15 protein-coding genes are annotated in these 22,614 nt (G+C 72.7%); 1 reads left to right on the top strand and 14 read right to left on the bottom strand.

The genetic code is table 11. From position 1 onward, the window contains the following. Positions 1-57 precede the first annotated feature (57 nt). The 13 genes from rpsG to AC0L6F_RS06765 all read right to left on the bottom strand — a co-directional run bounded on the left by rpsG (position 58) and on the right by AC0L6F_RS06765 (position 20,327). Positions 58-528, bottom strand: a complete 471-nt coding sequence (gene rpsG, locus AC0L6F_RS06705) for a 30S ribosomal protein S7 (protein WP_259612563.1) — start codon at positions 526-528, stop codon at positions 58-60. Between the two features lie 5 nt (positions 529-533). After that, positions 534-902: a 30S ribosomal protein S12 gene (gene rpsL / locus AC0L6F_RS06710; protein WP_017201609.1), complete on the bottom strand. Its 369-nt coding sequence runs from the start codon at positions 900-902 to the stop codon at positions 534-536. Between the two features lie 304 nt (positions 903-1,206). After that, a complete protein-coding gene (locus AC0L6F_RS06715; RefSeq protein ID WP_473539638.1) occupies positions 1,207-2,112 on the bottom strand; it encodes a hypothetical protein in 906 nt (301 codons plus the stop codon). Then, positions 2,112-3,683 carry a DUF5684 domain-containing protein gene (locus AC0L6F_RS06720; protein ID WP_473539639.1) on the bottom strand — a complete coding sequence of 524 codons (1,572 nt, stop codon included), beginning with the start codon at positions 3,681-3,683 and terminating at the stop codon, positions 2,112-2,114. The genes AC0L6F_RS06715 and AC0L6F_RS06720 overlap by 1 nt, the downstream gene beginning before the upstream one ends. Then, complete coding sequence (locus AC0L6F_RS06725) at positions 3,680-6,196, bottom strand: transglutaminase-like domain-containing protein (RefSeq protein WP_473539640.1); 2,517 nt, start codon at positions 6,194-6,196, stop codon at positions 3,680-3,682. Before AC0L6F_RS06725 ends, AC0L6F_RS06720 begins: the two co-directional genes overlap by 4 nt. After that, positions 6,193-7,626, bottom strand: a complete 1,434-nt coding sequence (locus AC0L6F_RS06730) for a DUF58 domain-containing protein (RefSeq protein WP_473539641.1) — start codon at positions 7,624-7,626, stop codon at positions 6,193-6,195. The genes AC0L6F_RS06725 and AC0L6F_RS06730 overlap by 4 nt, the downstream gene beginning before the upstream one ends. Continuing rightward, positions 7,623-8,588: an AAA family ATPase gene (locus AC0L6F_RS06735; RefSeq protein ID WP_259612568.1), complete on the bottom strand. Its 966-nt coding sequence runs from the start codon at positions 8,586-8,588 to the stop codon at positions 7,623-7,625. Before AC0L6F_RS06735 ends, AC0L6F_RS06730 begins: the two co-directional genes overlap by 4 nt. A 21-nt stretch (positions 8,589-8,609) precedes the next feature. Further along, positions 8,610-14,618 carry an Ig-like domain-containing protein gene (locus tag AC0L6F_RS06740; RefSeq protein ID WP_473539642.1) on the bottom strand — a complete coding sequence of 2,003 codons (6,009 nt, stop codon included), beginning with the start codon at positions 14,616-14,618 and terminating at the stop codon, positions 8,610-8,612. A gap of 1 nt (position 14,619) precedes the next feature. After that, positions 14,620-15,753 carry a serine/threonine-protein kinase gene (locus AC0L6F_RS06745; RefSeq protein ID WP_259612571.1) on the bottom strand — a complete coding sequence of 378 codons (1,134 nt, stop codon included), beginning with the start codon at positions 15,751-15,753 and terminating at the stop codon, positions 14,620-14,622. A 319-nt stretch (positions 15,754-16,072) separates the two neighbouring features. After that, on the bottom strand, positions 16,073-16,717 hold the full coding sequence (locus AC0L6F_RS06750) for a spermidine/putrescine ABC transporter substrate-binding protein (protein ID WP_274635886.1): 645 nt from the start codon (positions 16,715-16,717) through the stop codon (positions 16,073-16,075). A 54-nt stretch (positions 16,718-16,771) separates the two neighbouring features. Continuing rightward, entirely contained in the window at positions 16,772-17,278 is a 507-nt protein-coding gene (locus AC0L6F_RS06755) for a DUF6121 family protein (RefSeq protein ID WP_473539643.1), read from the bottom strand. A gap of 3 nt (positions 17,279-17,281) precedes the next feature. After that, a complete protein-coding gene (locus AC0L6F_RS06760) occupies positions 17,282-18,328 on the bottom strand; it encodes an ABC transporter (protein WP_473539645.1) in 1,047 nt (348 codons plus the stop codon). Between the two features lie 589 nt (positions 18,329-18,917). After that, positions 18,918-20,327: an amidohydrolase gene (locus tag AC0L6F_RS06765; RefSeq protein WP_473539646.1), complete on the bottom strand. Its 1,410-nt coding sequence runs from the start codon at positions 20,325-20,327 to the stop codon at positions 18,918-18,920. A 113-nt stretch (positions 20,328-20,440) separates the two neighbouring features. Here AC0L6F_RS06765 and AC0L6F_RS06770 point away from each other — a divergent pair, with 113 nt between their 5' ends. Beyond that, positions 20,441-21,916 carry a glutamate-cysteine ligase family protein gene (locus AC0L6F_RS06770; RefSeq protein WP_274635890.1) on the top strand — a complete coding sequence of 492 codons (1,476 nt, stop codon included), beginning with the start codon at positions 20,441-20,443 and terminating at the stop codon, positions 21,914-21,916. Positions 21,917-21,923: 7 nt separating this feature from the next. Here the strand turns inward: AC0L6F_RS06770 and AC0L6F_RS06775 are convergent, their stop codons facing one another. Beyond that, a complete protein-coding gene (locus tag AC0L6F_RS06775) occupies positions 21,924-22,541 on the bottom strand; it encodes a hypothetical protein (RefSeq protein ID WP_473539647.1) in 618 nt (205 codons plus the stop codon). Positions 22,542-22,614: the final 73 nt, after the last annotated feature.

Consider the following 22,614-nt stretch of genomic DNA (forward strand, 5'->3'; position numbering starts at 1 on the left):
CCGCGCTCGCTCAAAGACCGGGCTGTGCGGTCTCGGAGCGAGCGGGCGAGGATGCTGTCACCAGCGGTAGTGGGCGAAGGCGCGGTTCGACTCGGCCATCTTGTGGGTGTCTTCACGGCGCTTGACCGCGGCACCCAGGCCGTTCGAGGCATCCAGGATCTCGTTCTGGAGGCGCTCGGTCATCGTCTTCTCACGACGACCCTTGGCGTAGCTGACCAGCCAGCGCAGAGCCAGCGTGTTGGCGCGGTGGGGCTTGACCTCGACCGGCACCTGGTAGGTCGAGCCGCCGACGCGGCGGCTCTTGACCTCGAGGGTCGGCCGGACGTTGTCCAGCGCCTTCTTGAGGGTGGCGACGGCGTCCTGGCCGGACTTCGTCCCGACGCCCTCGAGGGCGCCGTAGACGATCGACTCGGCCAGCGACTTCTTGCCGTCGACGAGGATCTTGTTGACCAGCTGCGACACGATGGGTGCGCCGTAGACCGGGTCGTTGACAACGGGGCGCTTCGGGGCGGGTCCCTTACGAGGCATCTAACTCAACCCTTCTTCGCGCCGTAGCGGGAACGAGCCTGCTTGCGGTTCTTCACGGCCTGGGTGTCCAGGGCGCCGCGGACGATCTTGTAGCGCACGCCGGGCAGGTCCTTGACACGACCGCCGCGGACCAGCACGAGCGAGTGCTCCTGCAGGTTGTGGCCCTCGCCGGGGATGTACGCGGTGACCTCGGTGCCGTTGCGGAGCTTGACACGGGCGACCTTGCGCATCGCCGAGTTCGGCTTCTTGGGAGTGGTCGTGTAGACGCGGGTGCAGACCCCGGCCTGCTGCGGGTTCGACTTCAGTGCCGGCGCCTTGGTCTTGGTGACCTTCGGCGACCGCCCCTTGCGAACCAACTGCTGAATGGTTGGCACGTTCTTCCTTCTCTGTTGTGCTGCACGGTGACAGCGTCGTGTCTCCCCCGCCGCGTCCGGGCCCTTCCGGGTCTGATCGCTGCGGGCTCACGTGGATCCGCCGGCTCGACGCGAACGCGCCGCGCTTTGGGAGGTGGATATGCCGTGGGGGTGGCCTGTTCGCAGGCCGTTCCCTGAGAGGTGCGGCTCGTCGTCCCACGCCGTTCCCCCTCACGAGGGCGCGGTGCAGGGCGCGCGTGAGCGCACACCCGGTCAATGATACGCGTGCGGACGGCATCCGGTCAAACGCGGGGACCGCCCGCGCTCACGAGGTCGGAAGCGACCCGATCAGGACGACCAGGGCCACCGTCAGGGCCGCCACGAGCACCACCACGACCGCTCCCAGCACCACGATCGTGCGCAGCCGGGAGCGCCGGGTCGCGGCCGACCGCGCGGGCTCGGCGTCCGGCCCGGGCAGGACCGAGCGCACCGGCTGGGGCGGCGCACGGTCGACGCGGGCCGGCTCGGGCGGGCGCGGCCGATAGATCGCCTTCTCGGGCGCACCCCGCTGCGCCGTGCGCGCGCCGGCGGGCGGCAGGGGCGTGGATGCCGGAGCCGGCCGTCGCCGGTGGACGACGAATGTCTCGTCGGTCACCTCTCCGGTTGCGATCGGGTCGCTCGTGGGCAGCGCGTGTCCGGGGTCCGCGTGTTCGTGGCCGGCGTGCTCGCCGCCCGTCTGTCCACGACCTGTGTGTCCACGACCTGTCTGTCCGCGGTCCGTCTTTCCCCTGCGCGGCCGATCCGTCGCGCGCGTGCGATCGTCCGGCTCGTCCAGGGACGGGGGCCTGGACGCCGGCCCATCCGGCGCACCCGTGTCGTGGCGGCTGCGGCGACGGACGACCATGGTGTCGTCGTCGGCGTCGTCGGGCAGCACGCTCGCTCCGCGGCGGTCGGTGATCACCGTGTCGTCGTCCCCGGCACCGGTCGACCAGAGCGACCCGGTGTCGGCGAGCTCTTCGTCCAGCTCGTCGTCGGTCCAGGTCGAGCGGCGACGGGCGGGCCCGTCGCCTCCTGTCGCGGCATCCTCCCCCGTCGCCGTCCGGCCGGACCGCCGGGGCGATCCGCGACGCGTCTCATCGAGATCGTCCGGGTCCGTCTCGGGCGCCGTTCGCCGGCGGACCGGAACGGTATCGTCGAAGGGCTCGTCCGGGCGCGACCCGTGTCCGGCCATCAGTCCGTGTCGCTGGTGACGGACAGCTCCGCGTCGCCGAGCAGGAACCGCTCGACGATCGGCATCGGCCGGCCGGACGCGACCTCGATCTCGGTGCCGTCCACGTCGATGAGCACGACGCCGTTCGTCGAGTCGAGGTCGGTGATGATCCACGTGCCGTCCCGCAGTTCGAGCCGGGCGTGCGTCTTGGACATGGTCCGCGTCTCGTCGGCGATCGGCACCAGCTGCGCGGTCGGGTGCGCCGGGTCGAAGCTCGGCCGCCGGCCGATGATGAGCGTGTCCTTCGCGATCGCGATCGGCGCGCCCAGCGGCGGCAGCAGCATCCAGGCGCTGCGCTTGCGGGCCGCCACGATCGTCTCGTCGAAGGCCGACTCGGCGTCCGGGAGCTCGGGCTCGCCGCGCAGGGACGACACCGACGAGCGCGCGGCCATCGGCGCCCCGAGCGCGGGCGCGCCCGCGACGGCCGAGACCTCGCCGGACGTGTCGGAGAACCCGTACGGCTCGGGCGAGCGCAGCGGCGGCCGGGTGGCCGACGGGGGCGCCCACGGGTCGGCGGGGGCGGACGTGGTGCTCGGCTCGGCGGATCTCATCGGCCCGCCCGCCCGCAGCGGTCCGCCCGCGTCGACCGGCGCGGCGGAGGATGCCGGGACCGCGGGGGCGGGTTCGGCGACGGATGCCGCGGCCGACCGTGCGGCGTCGGCCCGCGCATCGGCGGCCGAGACGACCGGCGTCGATCCGGTGAACGGCGCCTGGTGCCGCGCGCGCAGGTCGCCCATCCCGTCGGTGCCGGTGTCGCCGAACGCATCCGGCGCGATCACCACGGGCTCGCGGGCTGCCGAGCGGGCGGCGGCCGCGCGGGTCGCCGGCGCGGGACCGGCAGCCGGCGCCGCGGTCGACGGGGAAGCCGCGGTCAGCGGCACCGAGGTCAGCGGCACCGAGATCAGCGGCGGCGGGACGGGCGGAGGAGACGCCGGCAGCGGGGGCGGCGCCCCGACGCCCGCGGCCGATCCTGCGGCTGCGGCCGGGCTGGGGAGAGACCCTCCTCCGGACGGCGCCGGGGCGAATCCGGACGACGCCGCGCCGGCCCCGCCCACCGGTTCGCTGTGCCAGGCGAGGGCCTGCGGACGCGGCGGCACGCCGTGCGCCGGAGCCGGGGCCCCGGTGCGGACCGGGCCGGCGCGGTGCGCGGCGGCCGGGGATGCCCCGATCCACCGGTTCGCGGACCATCCGACCACGCTCGCCCAGACGGGGAACAGGAGCGCGGCCAGCACGGTCATGCCCGCCCCGTAGCCGAAGCCCACGTTGAGCCGGTGGCACGCGATGATCAGGAACACGTAGACGACGATCGCCGCCGGCGGGAACAGGAGCAGCAGCATCCACCACCCGCTGACTCCGCCCAGCTGCAGCAGCGTGACGCCGTTGAGGATCGGCACCCAGGCCTTCCACCCCTCTTCGCCGGTCTTGCGGAACACGGCCTGCAAGGCCAGGGCGACCCAGACGTAGAACGCCGCGGCGATCAGCAGGGAGATGAGAACGGACCCGACGGCCGCTGCGATGGCGCTGTCGTTCATGGTTGGGCGGGCGCCGCGTGCTGTGCGCGCCCCCTCCTCTCGGTACTGGGGATGATCCGCGTGCGGCCGGGGTCGCGACGCTGCCGGGTCCGCGGCGCGAGGCCGCGGACGAACGACTTCAACGATACGGCGGCCAGGACCCTGCGCCATAGAGGGACGGATGCCGCGAGTCCGCGGCGCTCCTCCTCCACGATCGACCACACCCGGGTCGCGTCCTGGCCGGTGGCCGCCTCGTCGGAGAAGACCGCGCGGTCGGTCTCGACGGCCAGGACCGCGCCGCGCGGCGTCGCGTAGACGGCGGCCAGCTCGCTGCGGGTCTGCGTGGTCGGTGCGGGCAGGCCCACGTCCACCGCGGCATCCACGTACTCGTCCCAGCCCCCGGCGACCTGCTCGGCCGGGGTCGCGGCGGTGCGGCGGGTGCGGCGGCGGACGGTCTTGGCGATCACGATCGCGAGGAACGGCCCGGTCACCAGCAGCAGTCCGAGTGCGGCGATCCCGGCGATGCGCAGCGAAGCCCAGAGGGCGGCCAGTCCCTGCTCGTCGTCGCGCGGCGGGGCGGCGTCGTCCGATTCCTGTCGCGTCGGGTCGGGCGGATCGACCTGCTGCGCCGTCTGCGGCCGCACGTCGGTGGGGTTCTCGGGATCGCGCTGCCGGGTGACGGTGTTCTGCGCGCCCTCGGTGTGCTGCGGGGTGACGTCGATGGGCACCCACTGCCCGGACGCCGACCGGACCTCGGTCCACGCGGTGATGGTGCCGCCGGTGCACACACCCTCGGCGCACAGCGGCACGCCGGTGTCCGGGCCGCTCAGCCGGGCGCCGACCACGACCCGCGCCGGGAAGCCCAGCTCCTCGGCGATCAGGGCGACCGCGACGGAGAACTGCTCGTCGTCCCCGGTCGCGGCCACCAGCGAGGCGCTGTCGGTGTCGGCCTGACGGGCCAGCAGCTGCCGGAACATGGTGTCGATGCGAGCCAGCGAGTGCCCCGAGGCGCTGGGCTGGAACACGTAGCCGGCGCCCAGCGGCTTCATCCAGTCGGCGCCGGCGGCGGGCACCGCGAGGGCGTGACTGAGGTAGCCGCGCTCGCGGAGTCGCTGCACCAGCGCGGCCAGACCGGCGCCGCCGGTGCCGGCATCCTGCTTCTCGATCCACGTCTTCACGCTCTCCGGCACATCCACGGCCGGATCCGCGCCGGGCGCGCGCAGGCTCTCCACCGCCGGCAGCCGCGGCACCGTCGCGGCGACCTCGAACTGCTCCCCCTTGGCGACGTCGTCGATCTGCACGCCGGCCTCGGCCGCCGCGTCGTAGTAGAACGCGTCGGCACGGGATGCCGCATCCGCCCCCTGGAAACGCACCGACTGCAGCGACCCGAACGTGGGCAGCCAGATGCCGCGCAGCCCCTCGATCCCGATGCGCACGGTCGACGGCGTCCCGGCGGCCGCGGGCAGCCGCGCCGGAACCCGGACGAACTGCCCGCCGCTCCCGTCCGCGGCCACGCGGTAGGACACCCCGTCGTAGGCCGAGAGGGTGGCCAGGCGGATCCGGTCCGGCAGCGGGCCGTCCACGGCGGTGACGGTGAACAGCAGCGCGGTCACCGCACCGTCGGCGAAGTTGGCGCGGTAGTCGCTCAGCGGCGTGACGGCCTGGCTGATCGCCTGGTCGGGGCCGGCACCGGTGCGCAGCACGTCGCGGGTGCGCCCCTCGGCGATCGCCGGTCCCACGACCGCGCCCAGGACGACCGCCACGGCGACCATGCCGGCGGCCAGCCCCGCCCGGCGGATGTCCGAGCCGGACCGGCGGCGCGAGATCCGCACCCGGGTCGCGGCGGCCCGGCGCAGCGCGGCGCGGCGCCAGGCGGCGACCCGCCAGGACATCCACGCCAGCGACAGCGTCAGCGCGAGCGCGCCGCAGGCGATCTCGCGCGGGGACGGCACCACGAGCACGCCGAGCGTGATCGGGGCGCTGGTCACCGAGCGGCCGAACAGCAGCCCGAACGAGGTCATGGCCATCCCGACGGCGGCGGCCGCGGTTCCGTACCGCTCCGGCCTCCATGCCAGTCGCAGCACGGCCAGCGTGCCCCACTCGAATACGACCAGGGCGGGGACGAGGAGGTTGCGGTACGTGCCGACCGGCAGGTCGACGGTGACCAGGTCCTTCCATCCGGTCACGATGCCGACGAGCAGATCGCGCAGGGATGTCAGCAGCCCGGCCGCATCGGCGGGCGGCACTGCGACGGTCAGTCCGAGGACGACGAACAGGGCGCCCGCGGCCGCCACGGTCGCCCATCCCGGCCAGCGCCACAGTGTCGCAGCCGTGGAGACGACCATCGCGGCCAGGACGGCGAGTGCGGCCAGCAGCAGGAAGCGCACGTCGGCGTACACCGGCCAGGCGGCGAGGGCCGCCACGGCCGCCATGCCGATGGCGTAGGCGGTGCCGGCCGCGACGTGCGGCGTGCGCAGGGCCGCAGCATCCGGTGCTGCGAACAGGGGGCGGCGCGCGCGCGATGAGGCGGTCATGCCGGCGCCTCCGCCCCCGAGAACGACGCGGTCTGCGTTCCGCGCAGGAGCAGACCGGGCAGGTCGGCCAGCAGCCCGACGGTCATCACCGTCAGCTCGCCGAGCGGTCGGGTGCGCGGGGGCGCCTTCTCGTCGCACACGACCGCCACCACCGCGGTCGAGGACGAGAACGCGAGGGCGGCCTGCCGCAGCCCGAGGGGCGTCGTGCCCGACCCGCACACCACGAATGCGAGGGAGAGGGTGTCTGAGGCCTCCACCGTCAGCCGGCACACTTCGGACAGCGGCATGGTGTGCTCGAACGAGTTCAGCCGGGAGAAGCCGTCCAGCAGTCCGCGGGGCGTGCCCGCCTGGATCATCTCGATCGATCGCATCCGCCCCCGCACCACGCGCGGGATCTCGGCGCCGGTGACAACGTCCAGATCGCGGCCGTCGCGCAGGGCCTGCACGGCGAGGGACGCGGCGATGCTCACCCCGAGTTCGAACTCGTCGGGTGACGCGTACTCGTCGCGTTCCAGGCTGAGGATGACCGCGAGCCGCGAGCGCCGGGTCTCTTCGAACTGGCGCACCATGAGCCGCCCGGTCTTGGCCGTCGATTTCCAGTGGATCTGCCGCCGGGCATCGCCCGGCACGTATTCGCGGATGGCGTGGAACGACATGTCGGCGTCGACGAGCCGTCGGCTGGAGCGGCCCTCGAGGTCGCGGATCAGGCCGGCACTGGTGGAGGGCACGGCCTCGGTGCGCGGATGCACGTAGATCTCGTGCCGCTCGTCCCATTCGTGCTCGCGGCGCAGCAGCCCGACCGGGTCGGTGCGCACCGCCGTCGGCGGGCCGACCGTGATCACGCCGCGCGGCAGCGCCGGGATGTCGATGGGCTGGGCGACGTCGTGCCCGGGACGCAGCAGCGGCACGCCCAATTCGACCAGGCCGTCGCCGACCGGCAGGTCGAGGCGCCCGGGCAGGGCGGTGCGGGTGCCCACGTTGCGGATGATGATGTGCCCGGCGAGCGGATCGCCGGCGACCACGCGTTCGTGGGCCAGGTGGACCGACACGTCGTATCCGCGCGCACCGAACAGGAACGGGATGCTCATCACCAGCAGCGCGAGCGACGCGAGCCCGGCCAGCAGCGCCTCGACCCAGCCGAACACCCACCCCAGGGTGAGGCCGATCGTGGCCAGGAACAGCACCAGCCATCCCGCGGGGTTGACCGTCTGCCCCAGCCATCGGCCGGCGACCAGCGCCGCGGCGTGCACGTGTCGTGCTCCGCTCAGCGTCGTCACGACCGCGCCCACGATCCACCCGCGCTGCTCGGCGGCCACGCGCGTGCGCACCGTCGTCGTGCCGTCGGTCGCGCCGAAGGTGCCCGTGAGGGTGGCCCCCTCGGGCATGACCGGCCGGCCGGTGCGGGTCAGACTGCGGACGGATCGACTCATGCGTCCTCGCGCTGACTGGGCGGTGGCACGTCCAGCAGCACCTGCCCTATGACAGCCTCGGGGGTGACCCCGTCGAACTCGGCCTCGGGGTGGAGGATGAGCCGGTGCGAGAGCACCGCGACGGCGAGCGCCTTCACGTCGTCGGGCGTCGCGTAGGTGCGGCCCTGGGCGATCGCCCGGGTGCGGCTCGCCCGGGTCAAGGCAAGGGCGCCGCGGATGCTGACGCCCAGCCGGACCTGGTCGGCCGAGCGGGTGGCATCCACCAGCCGCGCGATGTAGTCCAGCACGAGGGCGTTCGCGTACACGTCGCGGGCCAGGTCGGCCATGCTCACCAGCGTCTGCGGGGTCACGATCGGGTCGAGCTGGGCGGTGGGCACCGCGGCGCCGTCGAGGATGCGCACGGTGGCGGCGTGATCGGGATAGCCGAGCGAGGTCTTCAGCAGGAACCGGTCGAGCTGCGCCTCGGGCAGCCGGTAGGTGCCGGCCTGCTCGACCGGGTTCTGGGTGGCGATCACCAGGAACGGGACGCCGACCGCGCGCGTGACCGCGTCGATCGTGACCCGGCCCTCTTCCATGACCTCCAGCAGCGCGGCCTGGGTCTTGGGGCTGGCGCGGTTGATCTCGTCGGCCAGCACGATGTTGGCGAACACCGGGCCGGCGTGGAACTCGAAAGCGCCGGTCTTCTGGTCGTACACCGTGATGCCGGTGATGTCGCCGGGCAGCAGGTCGGGCGTGAACTGGATGCGGGTGTTCGTGCCCTGCACGGACTGCGCCAGCGCCCGCGCCAGCGACGTCTTGCCGGTGCCGGGGACGTCCTCGAGCAGGACGTGGCCGTCGCTGAGCATCGCGGTGAGCACGAGATCGATCACGTGCCGCTTGCCCAGCACCGCGTGCTCCACGTTGTCGGCGAGCGCGCGGAACGTGTCGGCGAACCACGTGGCCCGTTCCTGGGGGATCGTCATTCAGTTCTCCTGTCGAGGTGGTCAGTTGCCGCTATCGGCAGGTGGGTCTGTGGGGTCAGCGGGAGGCGGATTGTTGGGCGTGCAGGTGCCGCTGAACTCGACATCGAGTGGCTGGCCGTTTCGCTTCGTCCATTCAAGGCCCCACTTTCCCCAAGAGACCGATACTCCGATGTTCGAAACGGTCTCTGCGTCGGCGGGCACCGTGCCGTCTTCCGGGGTCGCAATCGGTCGACCTTGTCCGTCTTCGTACTGAACGTCCGTCGTGTCGAACGTGATACTGGCGCCATCCTTGGATGCGCCGGACGGAGCGAGCGTCTCACCACCCTTGCAGACAACGGACCACGCGACCTGAACCTGGTAGGGCGCGCGTCCCGCCGCGTGGTCGACCGGAACCGCTTGACCGGGGTATTCCCCCCACTGGTACCAGACCGTGATGCCGGGATCCCGCCCGATGATCGACGAGGGATAGCCGTCCATCTTCACGTCCGTCAGTTGAGGACTGTTGCTGGAAGGTTCGTCCCGGATCATCCACCGTGCCGTCCCATTCACGACATCCACGTCGGGGTACCCCGCCACGGTGAATGTGTACCCCCCCGGAGTCGGCGCCCCGTTCGTCGGCCTCACGATGACTTGCTGCGTGGTCTCGATCCGCCCGAACGACTGATCCGCGAACCAGGACTCGGCACACAGACGGTACGTGGGCGTCTGGCCGATTCGCGCGGTGAAGGTCTCCTCGGTCGTGGTGGCCGACCCGATGTCGGTCACCCGGCACGCCGATCCCGCCTCGGCGATGCCCAGCCGCAGCGTGGATCCGCTCCCGTTGCGTGTCGCCGAGCCCTGCATGACGATCGTCGCCGTGCCGTCGCTGTTGACGGACTGGCTCTTCACGGTGAGGGTCGCATCCTTGGGCGCGCCGACGCCGTTCGCCGTCGTCGAGATGGCTTGGCCGGTGGTCGAGCCGTCGAAGCCGGGCGGCAGCGAGAAGCGCGAGTACGGCGTCGCGGTCAGGCGCGAGGCCGAGTTCGTGGCGATGCGGTAGATCGGGACGGTGAGGGATGTCTGGCCCGGCGGCAGCGGCACGTCCACGGTCTCGCCGGCCTCGCTGCTCAGCCGTACGCCGGCGGTCTGGCTCGGGTCGAGTCCGTCGACCCGCACCGAGACGACGCCTCCGTCGCCCGAAGACGTGGGCACTGGCGCCGCGCTCAGGCCGGTCGGCGTCGCGGGGGCGTCGTAAGCCCAGGCGACCGTGCTGGCGGAACCGCTGGACTCCCCCACCCGGTTGACCGCGTTGGCGGTGTAGGTCCGCTGCTCGCCGTTGGGCGCGGAGATCACCGGACACGTGCCGTCCGGCGTGCATCGGGCGACCACCTGACCCTGATAGCGGATGACGAACCCGGTCAGCGCCGGGTAGGCCAGCCGTGCGGGTCCGGCATCCACCCGGAGCGTGACCTGCCCGCTGTCGTAGCCGGACTGCACCAGGGCGGTCGGCGCCTTCGGGAATCCCTGCAGGTCGAGCAGGACCTGTCCGTCCCGGTCGCCGGCCGTCTTCCGCCCCTGGGCATCGCGGACCGAGAACGAGGCGGTGCATGTCTGACCCGGGGCATCCTTGCCCCACGCGGCGCGCACGTGCGCGGCATCCTGCACCGCGAACGTGACACCGGTGCACGTGCCCGCGTCGCGCACGTCGGTGAGGGCCAGCGGCGTGCCCGGCAGCGGGTTCACCTCGCCGGACGCGCCGATCACATCGACGGTGCACGAGGAGCCGTCCGCCTGGGAGCATGTGGTGGTCACCGTCCCGGCCCGCGGCAGCGTGCTGGGGACGGCCCCGACCCGCAGGATCAGGCGGGCCGGCGCGACACCGGGATGGCTGGTGACATCGATGACCGCGACCTCTTCGGAGCCGGTGCGTGCGTCATCCGCCCCGGTGACGGTCAGCGTGCTCCCGTCCTGGACGACGGTGAAATCGCTCCCGGTGTACGACGCGCGGTAGACGATGTGGTCCCAGTCGGTGCGCCCCTGCCAGGTCGTCATCGTCCGCAGGTCGTAGGTGGTGGACGCGCCGGGGCTCACCGTGATCGACGCCGAGGCGAGCTCGGGCACCGGGTCGAGGGCGGCGACGGTGATCGGCACGGACAGGAACGTCCAGTCCTTCTGCCCGGCCAGCCGCACCGGCACGACACACGCGTCCCGCCAGGGTGCGCCGGCGCCCGCGTCGTACCGCACCTTCGTGCCGGACTCGCGGGTGCACGCCGCTTCCTTCCGCGACGTGGACACGCTCAGATCCGAGCCCACCTCGAGGGTGGCCCCGGTGGGCATGCTCACCAGGTCGGCCATGTCCCATGTCACCGAATCGCTCTCGGTCACCCGCTGCGCCGACACGTCCGGCTTCAGCGTGAGCGACAGATCGTTCAGCCCGGGGATGCGCAGGAACCCGTACGAGGTCACCTCGTCGCCGGCGGCGGTGGTGCCGGTCAGCGAGAAGGGGATGATCCGGGACCGCTCGGGCACGTCGCCGAAGATCCGGTTGCCCTGCACGTGCACCCCGGGCACCGTGCCCCACAGGTCCAGCTTGAGGTCGGCGGTGTCGCCGCCGGTCCAGGACACGTTGCCGGTGACGACATCCACCCCGGACGGGAAGCTCTCGCGGGTCGCGGCGGTGAGCACGGTGTCGGTGACGACCGGATAGTCCGGCACCGCGTCGCGGACGATTCGGACCACGATCAGGCCGCGCCCGGTGTTGCCGGTGCTGCTGGTCACGTCATACAGGAACGACACCGTGCCGGGGGTGGTGCCGGCACTGATCTGCACCTGCGCGTCCGTGGTGGCGGTGATCATGCGCTGCAGGCGCGCGAACTCGGGGTTCTCGCTGCCGTCCAGGAGGGTCTGCACCGCGTCCGGACGGATGTCGGTGAGCTTCAGCGTGCCGCCGGAGGGGTCCACGTCGTTGGCCAGCGGGTTGATCCGCACGGAGTTGTCGGCGCCGACCTGCAGCTGCACGTAGTCGGTGAACGTGACCGGACTGGGGTTGGCCTGCTCGTCGAGCACGCCCACGCGCACGGTGGCGATGCCGGTCGCCCCGAACGCATCCGCCACGCGGAAGGTGAACGAGACCTGCCCGTGGAAGCCGGGGACGCTCGCGTAGACGATCGATTCGCCGTCCGGCGAGATGGTCGCCGAGCCGCTGCGCGGCTGCGTGACGATCCGGTCCAGGCTCACGTCGTCGCCGTCGGGGTCGACGCCGAACGAGCGGAACGGGATGCTGGTGCTCTGCCCGGTCAGCACTCGGCCCTCCAGCGTGCGCGGCCGGGGGGCGCGGTTGGACTGGTCGGCGATCACCTTCACCCGCACCACCGCGGTGTCGGCCAGCGACGGCGAGCCGGCGGTGTACACCGAGTATTCGATCCGGTAGTCGCCCGGGGCGGACGGTGCGAGGTAGCGCAGCTTGCGTCCCGAGGCGAACGCCAGCGCGCCCCGGGCAGAGGACTGCACGGACGCGGGGTTGAGGATGATGGTGCCGCCGGCGGCGGCCACGTCGTTGTCCAGGACCGGGATGTCGACCTGAGCGCCGGCGCGGACGACGACCGCGTCGTCCACTGCGATCGGGGCCAGGTCGGACGGCGACGGCAGCAGGTACACCGTCGCCTCGCCGCTGATCTGCGAGCCGGCGTCGTTCGTGCCGTCCGAGACCGTGTAGCGGATGGTGCCGAGGCGGCCGGGCGACCCGTCGGCCGTGCTGCCGGACACGCGCAGGTAGTTCTGGCCCACGACATCCACCGACATCGTCGCCCCCGAGGCGGCCGACGGCTGGACGTCGCTGAGCAGCAGCACCCGCCGGGTGGGGTTGCTGACCGCGGTGAACACGTCGAGCGTGACATCCTGCTGCGGATGCACGAAGGCCACGACCGGGGCGGTGGCCAGCTGGGCGGGGGCATCTTCGGGCAGCACGGTGATGCGGGCGGTGGCCGAGGCCTCGCTGATGCCGTCGGTCACCGTGTAGGCGACGCGATAGACGCCGGGCTTGCCGGCGCTGAAGTCGAACGTGGTCCCGCCCGAGCCGGCGACCGCCTCGGCGGCGGCCTCGTCCAGCACGCGCACCGAGGTCAGCGACAGGCGCCCCTGCGTGCCCGAGACATGTTCGCCGACATCGACGGTCAGGCCGCTGCCCTGCGTCTCGATCAGGGTGAACGATTCGGCGCTGAGCTTCGGCTTGGGTGAGATGCGGACGGTGAGCGTGCGGCTGGTGGTGGCGCCGCGGACGTCCCCGACCACGACCTTCAGCTGTGCGATCTGCGGATCGCGCTCGGACGCGTCGGAATGCTGGTAGACCACATCGCCCGCGGGGGTGACGCCGACCGCGCCCGCCCCGCTCTGATCGGTGGCCGACAGCAGCATCAGCGGGTCGCCATCGGGGTCGACCCATCCGTTGAGCACGGGGATCGTGACCGTGCCGCCGGGGGCCACCTGCGGCGACGGCCACGCCGCGAGGCATCCGCTCACTCCGCACCATTTGGGCGCGGCGTTGGCACTGTCCGGCGAGACCGTGAGCGTCACGGTCACCGGTGCGGAGTAGAGGCCGTCGGCGGCGGTGCCGTCGGTGACCCGGTAGCGGAACGTGGCCGAGCCGGCCGCGTCGGCGGCCACGTGCACGGCCAGTCGCTGCCCGTTGTCGGTCAGCGACAGCGAGCCGAAGCCGGGATCCAGTCCGCTGACGCTGGACGGATCGATGCTGAGCACGTCCTCGTTCGGGTCGTGGTCATTGAGCAGGACCGGCAGGCTGGCGAGGCTCCCCGCGCGCACGCCGAACGCATCCGGCTCGGCCACCGGCGGCTTCGGGTCGATCACCACCTGCGCCCGCTCATCGCTGGGCGCGGTCTCGGGGGCGGTGCGGTCGTCGAGCGACCAGTCCTGGCTGGAGGGCAGCAGCGCGGAGGTGTGGGCGTTCCACACCCAGCCGCTGCGGGTGTCGTTGATGATCAGGCCCGCCCCGGTGCCGGTGAAGACCGGACGCCGCTCGTCGGCGAGCGATTTGTCGGCGTAGTCCAGGTCGCTCTGGCCGGCATCCGAGTTCCAGGCCGTGCCACCATCGGCACCGAGCCAGGCCGCGAAGACGACGCCGTCGTCGACGACGGGGCGCGCCGGGGTGCCCAGATCGCGGGTCGAGCCCCCGACCACGCGCTCGGGGGCCGATCCGTCGGCGGGCAGCCGCACCAGCCCGGTGTCGTCGGCGAGCCAGGCCGCATCGCCGGTGGCCTGCGCGCGACCATAGGCGACATCGCCGACGAGCGTGATCTTGTGCGTGGCCGTGTCGCCGCGGCGCCATACCGTGCCGCTGTCCGGCGCGATCAGGAACCAGGTGCCGTCCACCGCGGTCAGGCCGACCGCGGCATCCGCCGCCGGCCCGTCCACCGGATCGCGGCCGAGCACGGCGCCGTCCGTGATGCGGTAGCGCACCACCATCCGCGCGGCCTTCGAATACGCGAACACCACGCCCGCGCCGTCCACGGCGATCGCCCGGGCGCTGAACGGCGTCTCTCCCTGCGCCGCCTGGTCGCCGTCCGGGGTCTTCGCCGGGTTGGGGTCGACGAGCACGGCGTCACCGCCGGACAGGGTGCCGGCGTAGACCGCACCGGCATCGGTCCGGTAGGCGACGAAGTCCCCCGACACCGCCGCTTCGACGGTGCCGGCCGGGGTGGAGGGGGACTCGCGCAGCGTCGCGTCGTCGAGGTCGGCCGGCAGCGCCGCGTCGATCCGGGTGAGCTTGCCGTACGACTCGGAGAACAGGAACGCGTCCTGGCCGGTCTGCGCGACCGCTGACGGGTTGGAGACGCTGCGCACGGTGTCCAGCTCGCCGATGGCGGTGTTCACCCGCGCGTACCGGCGCCCGTCGCCAGTCTGCAGCGCCCAGACCGAGCTGTTCTCGGGTGGCGTGGAGCGGGCGTCCAGCCCCGGCCACACGATGCTGATCGTGACGATGGACGCCGCCACCGCGGCGACGGCGACGATCGTCGCGATCAGCGAGCGGCGGCGCACCTCAGCCCCCGGTCCCGGCCAGCACGGCCCAGATCACGAGGACGGCGGCGGCGCCGGCGATGGCGGCCACGAGGATCCACGGCCAGACCCGTCGCCGGACCGAGGTCGTCGGGGCGGAGATGTCCGCGTCCTCGTCCCGGGCGCGCGAGATCAGCGGCGGCGGCTCGGTCGTGCGACGACGCGAGTCGTGCGGCACCGACGAGATCGCGGGCCCGCGGGCCGCGGCATCCGCGAAGTCGACCGTCTGATCGCCGGGCACCCATTCGTCCTCGGCCACCTCGAGCGGCGTCGGCGGGAAGCCCATGCCGTGCTGCGCGTCGCGCAGCGCCTGCGCGAACGCGAGTGCGCTCGGATAGCGGTCCTGCGGCTCGCGCGCCATCGCCACGGCCAGGACGTTCTGCACCCCGGCGGGCACGTCGGGCCGCGACATCCGCGGGAAGTCCGCCCGCAGGATGCGGCGGCGCAGGTGCTCGCGGGTGTTCTGGCCCGGCTCGGGCCGCTCGAACGGACTGTAGCCGGCCAGCAGCGAGTAGACGGTCGCGCCCAGGCCCCAGACCTCGCTGGCGACCGTGCCGGCCGTCTGCTCGGCCACGACCTCGGGTGCGCTCCAGGGCACGCTCATGGCGAGGACCTCCTCGCCGCCGGGGGCGAGCGAGGACGAGATGCCGAAGTCGGCCAGCACCGGGGTGCCGAAGGTGGTGATGAGGATGTTGCTGGGCTTGACGTCGCGGTGCACCAGGCCCGCACGGTGCGCCGACTCCAGGGCGCTGGCCATCTTCACGCCGATGGTGAGGGCCTCATCGACCGGCATGCGCTCCTGGCGGTAGCGCTTGGCCAGCGAACCCGGGCAGTACTCCATCACGATGTACGGGCGGCCGTCGGCCGAGATGCCGGCCTGATAGACCGTGACGATCGACGGGTGCGCAGACAGGTGGGCGAGCACGTCGGCCTCGGCGTTGAACATGCGCAGCATGTCGGTGTCGTGCACGCCGGCCGGCAGCACCTTGACCGCGACCTGGCGCCGGGGCATGTCTTGGGCGTACAGGAACACGTCGGCGAATCCGCCCGAACCGAGCGGACGCACATAGGCCAGGCCGGGAAGCACGGGCGGCGTCGAAGGCAGGCGCTTCGGCATCCCGGACCCCCATCCGCTGCTTCTTCGCGCTCTGAGTCGACAGGCCATCCCGCGCAGCGCGCAGACAGCGGTCAGGCCTGGTAATGGTAGCAAATCGCGGACCGGCGTCGTGCCGCGGCCCACCCGCTGGCTCCGCCGGCTCGCCGCCGGCGCGGATTGCCCTTGGTCGCACGAAATGCTTCTGGCTGCGCGACATCCCCGCGCTGCGCGACATCCCCGCGGTCGTTGAAATCGTACGATCTGGCCGAGTGCACATCAATTTTGGCCAGGTTTCATGTGCAGCCGGCCACATCGTACGATTTCGAGGGGAAGGGCGGGGTCAGTCTGAGGGGTCGAAGGGCGAATCCAGCGACCGGGTGAGCTCGTCCAGCAGCGCCGCGACCTGCGGCTCGACGTACTCGGTCACGGCGGCCTGGATGCGCAGCCGGTGGCTGAGGAGGATCGAGCAGACCTCGCGGCCGATCATGTTCGCGTATTCGTCGGCCAGGCCGACCTCCTGGCGCAGCGCCGCCTTGGCCTCGTCGCTGAGCGGCGGCAGCGCCGGCACACCGGCATCCGCCTCATCGGCCATCCCCGACAGCGTGAACAGGAACGGCGCCCCGGGCTGCGGCTCAGGATCCAGCGGCATCCCCTCGAACTCCGGATCCAGACCCTCCATCGGGCGATAGCTGCGCGCACGATTGCGCGCGGCCTGCTGATCGAGCTCCCCCTGCAGCATCGGCAGATTCCGGGCGGTGTACTCGGCCACCGACTGGTCGATGATCGCCTTCACCCGCGTGGACAGCCCGTGCTGGACCGCATGCGGCACGTCCGCACCGAGTCCCGCCGCCGACAGCACCGGCGAACCCAGACACCGCCGGCACACGGCGACCCGGCCGCGATGCGTGGCCGGCTCCCAGCGCGGCAGCCACCGCAGCCAGGCGTCGACAGCCTGGCTCACCTGGGTCTCGAGCGATCGCTCCACGCACACCACCGTAACGCGCAGCATCCGCTCATCGGCGTCTTTTCGCCGCGTTCATCAGGGCGATTCGTCGTCTTCCCAGGGCCATCGCGGCCGTCCGCCGCGACTTCGGGCCAACGCGACCCCGCCCCAGCCCGCCACCAGAGCCGCGCCGGCGACGACGAAGATGAAGCCTCCCGTCACCAGCCGTTCGACGACGGATGCCGGGAGCACGACATCGCCGGTCTGCACAGCGCCGGCCACCCACACGGCCGCCAGGTAGACGATCGTGCACGCCGCCGCCGCCCAGACGCCGGCCCAGAAGGAGGGGCGCGGCTGGCGCAGCGCCGCCCACAGCACCAGCGCGAACGCAACGATCGCGGCGACCACTCCCGCCACTCCCGGGAACTGCCTGAAGCCCGGCGCCGAGATCACATCGCGCCCGGTCAGCAGGCTCGTGCCTCCCAGTCCGCCGATCACCAGCGCACCGAACAGAACCGTCGCGAACGCCAGCGCGATCAGCGGCGGAACCCCGCCGCCCGACGGGGTCGGTGCGCGGCCGGGTCCGCCCGGCGCCCCGGACATGACTCAGTCGGCCAGCTGGGGCCCTGCCTCGAGGGTCCGCTCGTACTCGCGGCGCGACTCGATGTTCAACTCGGTCATCCGCTTGCCGCGGGCGGCGATCCACGCCGAGAACCAGATCGTCAGCTCGCGCGCGATCACCAGCGCCGCGATCGCGAGCGGGGCGAACAGCTGATCCTGCACGATCTGGGCACCCTGCTGGGCAGTGATCATCCAGAACTGCGCCTCGAACAGCTGTCCGAGCAGGTGCCCGCCGTACGCGGCGAGGCCGACCAGCAGGCCGAGGATCACCCACACGCCCCAGCGGCCGCGGTTGATGATCGCGCCCAACAGCCAGAACGCGAGGAAGAACACCGCGGTCGGAACCCACAGGCCCCACGTGGTCAGCTCGCCGGACAGCCACGAGCCGACCTTGTCGCCGGTGAGGTCGCCGGTGACCAGGCCGATCGCCAGACCGGCGGCCAGATACAGCACCGCGAAGCAGATCGCGGCGATGATGCCGATGCCGCCGGCCGCAGCGCGGTTGCCGCGTGGCCGCGGCTCTTCCGGCGCCTGCACGAAGATCGGCTGCGGCTGCTGCTGCGGCTGGGGCTGCTGCTGAGTCGGCACGGCGGCCGGTGCGACGTACGCGGGTTCGACCGGGGCAGCGGATGCCTCGTCCACCGCGGTCGTGGAAGGTTCGGCATTGTCCCCGCCCGCGGGCCGGTCGGCTGCCGCGGCACGGTCGGCTGCCGCAGCACGGTCGGCTGCCGCAGCACGGTCGGCTGCCGCGGCGTCGGCAGCGTCGGCGCGGGTGTCTCCCGCGGCGTGGGCATCGTTCAACTCAGGGGTGGCGAATGCGGACTCGTCGGCGTCGGCGGCTGCAGCATCCGCTTCCGGCGCCGCGGGCTGCCGCGCTGCGGCCTCGTCGGCAGACGCATTCTGCTCCTCGATCGTCGGGTTGCGGCGTGCCGCCTCGGCCTCTGCCAGCCCTTCGTGCGCCTGGCCCACCACATCGGCGACGGGCGTCGGCTCCTCGACGGGCTCGCCCATGGGCTCCCGGGGATCACTCATCGCAGGACTCCTCACATGGGGACGGTCCCCTGTCTACGAGGCTACCGTCGCCCACCACGCGCGTCCCGGAACCGTGTCGCCGTGTCTGAAATGCGGTCGGGCCCGGCGGTCGGACGCGGTGCGGGTCGCTCGCGCTGTCAAAATCAGCATCCGCGCCCATAAAGAACGAGCGCGGAATCGGAAAACGGTAGCGCGAGCAGTCCCGGGGCCCGAGACGCGCAGAAGCGCGAGCCGAAGCGAGGGACCACCGCCGGTCGCCAGAGTGCCAGCACGTCCGGGCGCGCTCGAGTCGAGCGCGAACTGGCGCCAACCGCTCGCGCTGTCGAAATCAGCATCCGCGCCCATAAAGAACGGGCGCGGAAGCGGAAAACGGTAGCGCGAGCAGTCCCGGGGCCCGAGACGCGCAGAAGCGCGAGCCGAAGCGAGGGACCACCGCCAGTCGCCAGAGTGCCAGCACGACCGGGCGCGCTCGAGTCGAGCGCGAACTGGCGCTAGGCACTCGCGCTGTCGAAATCAGCATCCGCGCCCATAAGCAGCGAGCGCGGAAGCGGAAAACGGTAGCGCGAGCCGGATGCCACGACCCGGCGCGTCAGGCGGCGCGGCCGGTTGCGGCCAGCACCGTGTGCACGAGAGTGCGCACCCCGACCGCGATCGCACGTTCGTCGGCCCGGAACCGAGGCGAGTGCAGATCGACCTGCGGCGCCAGCCCGTCCCACACGCCCAGCCGGGCCAGCGCCCCGGGCGCGTGCTCGAGCAGCACGGCGAAGTCCTCCGCCCCGGCAGACTGCTCGGCCTCGCCGAGGGCCTCTCGGCCCAGCCCGGTCTCGACGGCCCGGCGCACCAGCGCCACCGACGCGGCGTCGTTGACCACCGGCGGGACGCCGCGGATGTACGTGAGCCGGTACTCCGCCCCGCTCGGCGCGAGCAGCTGGGCGATCAGCTCGGTGACCACGGGCTCGGCGTGCTCCCACGCGGCCCGGTCGAGGATGCGCAGGGTTCCCCGCAGCGACCCCTGGCGCGGGATGACGTTCGACGCCTGGCCCGCGCTGATCGCGCCCCACACCAGCAGCGCACCCGCGCGCGGATCGAGTCGCCGGTTCACCAGCAGCGGCAGCCGCGAGGCGACCGCCGACAGCGCCCCCACCACGTCGACGGTGAGGTGCGGCCTCGAGGTGTGGCCGCCGGGACCCTCCACCTCGAGCTCGATCATGTCGCAGGCCGAGGTGATCGGCCCCACCCTCAGGGCCACCTGCCCCACCGGGATCCGCGGGTCGCAGTGCAGCGCGAACAGACGGTCGACGCCGCGCAGGGCGCCGGCGGCCACCAGCTGGTGCGAGCCGCCCGGCATGACCTCTTCGGCAGGCTGGAACAGCAGCCGCACGCTTCCGGCCAGATCGGGCGCCGACCGCAGCGCCAGCGCCGCGCCCAGCAGCACGGTCGTATGCAGGTCGTGCCCGCACGCGTGCGCGACCCCGGGCACGGTGGAGGCGAACGGCAGGCCGCTGCCCTCGATCAGCGGCAGGGCGTCGATGTCCGCGCGCAGGCCGATCACCGGATGGGATGCCGCGGCCCGGCCGGCGATCTCGGCGACCACGCCCGTCCCGCCGGGCAGCACCTGGGCCGGGATGTCGGCCGCCGTCAGGGTGTCGTGGATCAGGGCGGTCGTGGCCGTCTCGTGCCGGGACAGCTCGGGGTGGGCGTGGATCCGCCGACGCAGACCGACCAGCGCGGGCAGGTGCTCGGCGAGCGCGGCATCCAGCCACGCCGGGCCGCGGCCGGCGCCGGGGTCGACCGCCGCGGCCTGCGCGCGGTCCGCGGCCGCGGCATCCTGCCCCGCTCCGGCCATCGTCCGCCTGCCGCCCACCTGCGCGCGGTCCGCGGCCGCGGCATCCTGCCCCGCTCCGCGCATCACCCGCCTGCCGCCCACCTGCGCGCGGTCTGCGGCCGCGGCATCCTCGCCTGGTCCGTGCATCATCCGCCTCCCGCCGCGCTGGCCCATCGGCACCAGCGTAGGCGGCGTCGCGCGACCGAGCACGTGCCTGCCGGCGGCGGATGTGCTTAGCTCGCACCAGACGCACCGGCCCACAGTGGACCGGGCATCAGGAAGTCGCCATGGGTGATGACGTCGGCAGCACCGTGTTCACGCGCGAGCAGCGCAAGCAGTACCGGGCGAAGGTGCAGCGCTGCCTGGACGTGTTCGAGCGGATGCTGCGCGACCACGCGTTCGAGTTCGACCGGCCGCTGACCGGCCTGGAAATCGAGCTGAACCTCGTCGACGCCGACTGGCAGCCGGCGATGGCCAACGCCGAGGTGCTGGAATCGATCGCCGATCCGGCGTTCCAGACCGAGCTGGGCCGGTACAACATCGAGCTGAACGTCTCGCCCCGCCCCCTGCCGGGGGCGGCGGCGCTCGAGCTGGAGGGGCTGCTGCGCTCCTCGATGAACCACGCCGAGGAGAAGGCGCGAGAGGCGGGGGCCGGCATCGTGATGATCGGCATCCTCCCCACCCTGCGGCCGGAGCATCTGGAGGGCGAGTGGATGAGCGCGAACGCGCGCTACGCCGCCCTGGACGAGGCCGTGTTCTCGGCGCGCCGCGAAGACCTCGAGCTGGACATCGCCGGCACCGAGTCGCTGCGCATCTTCTCGCCGTCGATCGCCCCGGAGTCGGCCTGCACCTCGGTGCAGCTGCACGTGCAGGTCTCGCCCGCCGAGTTCGCCGCGAACTGGAACGCCGCCCAGCTGCTGGCCGGCCCCCAGCTCGCCCTGGGGGCGAACTCGCCGTTCCTGTTCGGCAGGCAGCTGTGGGCCGAGACGCGCACCGAGCTGTTCCTGCAGGCCACCGACACCCGCTCGCCCGAGCTGCGCAACCAGGGCGTGCGGCCGCCGGTGTTCTTCGGCGAGCGGTGGATCACGTCGATCTTCGACCTGTTCGAGGAGAACGTCCGCTACTTCCCCGCCCTGCTGCCCGAGACCAGCGACGAGGACCCCGAGGCCGAGCTCGCCGCCGGCCGCGCACCGAAGCTGCAGGAGCTGCGGCTGCACAACGGCACGGTCTACCGCTGGAACCGGCCGGTGTACGACGTCGTGGACGGACGCCCGCATCTGCGGGTCGAGAACCGGGTGCTCCCGGCCGGTCCGACCGTGGTCGACGTGCTCGCGAATGCGGCGTTCTACTACGGGGCGCTGCGGATGCTGGCGGCCGAAGAGCGTCCGGTGTGGACCAAGATGAGCTTCGATGCGGCGCAGTCGAACTTCACCGAGGGCGCCCGCCGGGGCGTCGACGCCACCCTCTACTGGCCGGGACTGGGCGAGGTGCCCTGGGACGAGCTGATCCTGCGGCGCCTGCTCCCCCTCGCGGACGAGGGCCTGTCGCTGTGGGGAGTGTCGGCCGCCGTGCGGGATCGCTACCTGACGATCGTCGAGGAGCGGTGCAAGCGCCGGGTCAACGGCGCCTCGTGGCAGGTCGCCGCGGTCCGCGCGCTCGAGGATCGGGGCATGGATCGCGATCGCGCCCTCACCGAGATGCTCGCGCTGTACGCCGAGGGCATGCACGCGAACGAGCCGGTGCACACCTGGGACCTCCCGTAACCGACGTTTACGGCCAGAGCCGACGCACCAGCTCGTCGGTGTAGCCGGAGGGATGCCACGCCTGCTCGGTCGTGGACAGCCACATCCCGTCGCGGACCACGTTCTCTTCGGTCGTGCGGCCACTGGTCCGAGCGCAGCGGATGCCGCCGCCGGCATCCGTGCAGTGGAAGCCCTGACTCGCGAACCCCGGGCGGGCGACCGCGGCGGCCGCGGCATCCACCTTCGCGAGCGTCGTTGTCACCGTGCCGCCGTCCCGGTCGCGCCACGCGCAGGTCATCAGCACCTCAGGGGTGAGCGCGTCGCGCACCCCGGTCGCAGTGGTGGCCGGCGGGTCCTGCGACTGGTCGAGGACGACGTGCGGCTGCCAGCTGAGCTGGACCCACAGCTTGTCCGGATACAGCGATCGGCAGTCGTCGGTGATGGCCGTGCCGATGCTCTCGATCGGCCGCGCCGTCGCCGGGGACGAAGAGGCCTGCTCGGCCGCCGTGGCGGAGCGCAGCAGGTCTCCGGCGAACTGCACGGCCGCCGGGATCCCGGGCGCGGCCAGCCACGCCAGCCCGGCCACCACGCCGGCGCACAGCAGACCCGCCGGCCAGGCGATCCACGCCTTTCGTCCCCCGATCATGCCCTTCCTCCCCTGCCCTCCACGGTAAGCGGCGGCGGGGGCATCCGTCCCGCGACCCGCGGAGGGAGGGTGC

Source organism: Microbacterium sp. G2-16M, assembly GCF_055809115.1.

What these genes read in the sequence shown, in the direction of transcription:
- AC0L6F_RS06730 (WP_473539641.1), bottom strand. Translation starts at nt 7,626, where the DNA reads ATGAGTCGATCCGTCCGCAGTCTGACCCGCACCGGCCGGCCGGTCATG.
- AC0L6F_RS06755 (WP_473539643.1), bottom strand. Translation starts at nt 17,278, where the DNA reads ATGTCCGGGGCGCCGGGCGGACCCGGCCGCGCACCGACCCCGTCGGGC.
- AC0L6F_RS06775 (WP_473539647.1), bottom strand. Translation starts at nt 22,541, where the DNA reads ATGATCGGGGGACGAAAGGCGTGGATCGCCTGGCCGGCGGGTCTGCTG.
- rpsG (WP_259612563.1), bottom strand. Translation starts at nt 528, where the DNA reads ATGCCTCGTAAGGGACCCGCCCCGAAGCGCCCCGTTGTCAACGACCCG.
- AC0L6F_RS06725 (WP_473539640.1), bottom strand. Translation starts at nt 6,196, where the DNA reads ATGACCGCCTCATCGCGCGCGCGCCGCCCCCTGTTCGCAGCACCGGAT.
- AC0L6F_RS06720 (WP_473539639.1), bottom strand. Translation starts at nt 3,683, where the DNA reads ATGAACGACAGCGCCATCGCAGCGGCCGTCGGGTCCGTTCTCATCTCC.
- AC0L6F_RS06760 (WP_473539645.1), bottom strand. Translation starts at nt 18,328, where the DNA reads ATGAGTGATCCCCGGGAGCCCATGGGCGAGCCCGTCGAGGAGCCGACG.
- AC0L6F_RS06765 (WP_473539646.1), bottom strand. Translation starts at nt 20,327, where the DNA reads ATGGGCCAGCGCGGCGGGAGGCGGATGATGCACGGACCAGGCGAGGAT.
- AC0L6F_RS06735 (WP_259612568.1), bottom strand. Translation starts at nt 8,588, where the DNA reads ATGACGATCCCCCAGGAACGGGCCACGTGGTTCGCCGACACGTTCCGC.
- AC0L6F_RS06745 (WP_259612571.1), bottom strand. Translation starts at nt 15,753, where the DNA reads ATGCCGAAGCGCCTGCCTTCGACGCCGCCCGTGCTTCCCGGCCTGGCC.
- AC0L6F_RS06715 (WP_473539638.1), bottom strand. Translation starts at nt 2,112, where the DNA reads ATGGCCGGACACGGGTCGCGCCCGGACGAGCCCTTCGACGATACCGTT.
- AC0L6F_RS06770 (WP_274635890.1), top strand. Translation starts at nt 20,441, where the DNA reads ATGGGTGATGACGTCGGCAGCACCGTGTTCACGCGCGAGCAGCGCAAG.